Source organism: Caulobacter sp. P1_B12_2 (assembly GCF_056406675.1).
The window spans coordinates 1-2,500 of record NZ_JBFTZS010000193.1 but is presented as its reverse complement, the minus strand read 5'-3'; the positions used below and the strand labels follow the sequence as shown (position 1 = coordinate 2,500).

Below are 2,500 nucleotides of genomic sequence, written 5' to 3'. Positions count from 1 at the left end.
TCGACGGCAAAGTTTGGCACCTCGATGTCGGCTCATCACATCCTGGGGCTGGAGCAGGTCCCAAGGGTTCGGCTGTTCGCCGATTAAAGTGGTACGTGAGCTGGGTTCAGAACGTCGTGAGACAGTTTGGTCCCTATCTGCCGTGGGTGTACGAGACTTGAGAGGATCTGTCCCTAGTACGAGAGGACCGGGATGGACACACCTCTGGTGGACCTGTCATGGCGCCAGCTGTGCAGCAGGGTAGCTAAGTGTGGAATAGATAACCGCTGAAAGCATCTAAGCGGGAAACTAACCTCAAAACAAGGTCTCGCTGAGAGCCGTGGTAGACCACCACGTTGATAGGCCAGGTGTGGAAGCGCTGTGAGGCGTGTAGCTTACTGGTACTAATAGCTCGATAGGCTTGATCGTTCTTCAGTCAAACCCATGACTGAGCTTTACAACAAATCAGACATGCGATGTCTTCTTCACAAAATGCTCGGCGAGCCCTCAAAAGCTCGCCGACAGCATCCTTTTTGCTGACCTGGTGGCTATGCCGGGGGTTCCCCACCCGATCCCATTCCGAACTCGGTCGTTAAGTCCCCCAGGGCCAATGGTACTTCGTCTCAAGGCGCGGGAGAGTAGGTCGCCGCCAGGTCCGCTAAAAGGATGCTTCAAAGAGCCAAAACGCTCAAAGTCCATGAACCCTGCATCACGATAACAACACTACCCTCTTCGCCGCGGGGTGGAGCAGCCCGGTAGCTCGTCAGGCTCATAACCTGAAGGTCACAGGTTCAAATCCTGTCCCCGCACCCAAAATCAAGAATGGCCTCCTTCGGGAGGCCATTTTCGTTTGGGCGTCACCCCGCCGGCCGCGAACAGGCTTGGCTGTGTGCCTGGGCGACCAGGTCCGTGCGACGGCCGGCGCCCCGGCGCCCCAGAGGCGCCGCGTGGCTCTACGCGAGGGCGCGCCTTTGCAGCGGAAGCGCCCGATCCGCTCTGTGCGACGCCGCGAGAAGCGGTCTGAGCGGCGGCGAAAAGGCCGCTAGCGGCGTTCGGCGGCTTCCAGCCGCGGCTAATCCGCCTGCGCCGGCGCTCCAGGTTTCGCCCTCGACGCCCGATCCATCGCTTTCAACCCGATGAAGTTCGGCCTCTTGGCCGCCGAAGGACGCTGTCCGCCACGAAGCTTGCCGCCGCGACGCGCCAAGATCCGTCTTCGGCGGACAGCAATGCCGCTTCGGGCGTGGCGATCGTCGGCCCAGGCCCGAAGCAGCATGGCCGCCCGGCAATCCGTCATGATCCGGCGCACCTTCCGCTCTCCTGGAGGATCGTGCGCGCCGAATCCATCCCCTCGGGACGGGGCAATTTGCGGTCGCGCTCTCTTCGCCCCCTAAGGCGAGGCGTCTGCGCCCCTGAAAGGAGCGAGTTTCGGGGGGATTCGGCGCCGGCCCGCGCGTCTGCTAGAGGAGAGTCGTCGACAATGCTCGGCTCAAAGACGCCTCCCGAAGCGCCGACGATGGGCCAGCTCAGGCGATTCTCGGCCCGGCCTCCCCAACCGCGAGCGCCGATCGGCAAGAATCGGACGTGGTCTCTCGCTTCAGTCGACGGTTGGAGGGCGACCGCCAAGCCAGCGCGCGTGATGAGGGGCGGCTAAACGAGCGGGCGGCGGCGATTCTCACTCCAGGATTTCGCGAAGGATCCCGGGCCCGGCGAGTCGGCGAGTCACCTGCGGGGGAGGGGGCCTTCCCGCCAGTCGTGGCGCTAGGCGACTGCCCGAGGCGAATCCCCGTCGACCTGGTGGGCCCTTATCTCGGCCGGCGAAAGCGACCGAAGGACGCGGCGCCCAGCCGCCAAGGCCCAGGCCGCGAAAAGCCCAAGCCGCTGGATCGGGATTCAACCGGAGAGGGGTTGTCACCGCGTCGTCACACGCCTATATCCGCCCCTCGCTCGGAAACGCGATCGCGCCCGCAGGGCAGGAACCGCAAGGCTCTTGCTTTCTTCGGCTGGTTTCGTTAGTTTCCGCGCTCCAATCGACTCGGTAACGGATCCAGGCGGGCAGCCTCGGCAGCCCAGGGATCCCTTTTTGTCTCTTCGCTGCGGCTTTTGCCCTTTGAGAGGATCGAAAAACGAGGCGGTTGACTTGCGGGTGATGCTTCACTAGAAGCGCCACTCCTCGCCGAAGGGAAGAGTTCGCAAGAATTCCAAAGTTCGGTGAAGTATTCGGTCTCGATGAGTTGCTGAACTTCAGCGAACTTCGAGATTGACACGGAGTTTGTCTTTCCTTAGAAGGCGCGGCTCCGGAGGGTTTGGTGAAGAGTTCACAAGAGTTCGATCCAGGTTCTCTCAAGTCTAGTTGTTGATCTTCGGATTTTCTTCTTGACTTGATTGGCGCTCTTCTCTAGAAGGTCGCCACGGTCTACTGGATTTGCCTTTGGGTTGGTTTGGTGGGTTGGTTCGAGCGGTTTTGTTGAAAAACGGTTTGACACGGAATTCGAGGTTGGATAGATAGCCGCCTCCGCCGACA

Annotated in this window: 1 tRNA gene and 2 rRNA genes (1 of these 3 cut by a window edge); all 3 read left to right on the top strand. The window is 61.2% G+C overall.

From position 1 onward, the window contains the following. Window positions 1-408, top strand: a 23S ribosomal RNA gene (locus AC1DZ6_RS13440); it begins 2,381 nt to the left of the window's first position. A 111-nt stretch (window positions 409-519) separates the two neighbouring features. Continuing rightward, window positions 520-634, top strand: a 5S ribosomal RNA gene (gene rrf, locus AC1DZ6_RS13435). A gap of 81 nt (window positions 635-715) precedes the next feature. Continuing rightward, a tRNA-Met gene (locus AC1DZ6_RS13430) sits at window positions 716-792 on the top strand. Window positions 793-2,500 lie beyond the last annotated feature (1,708 nt).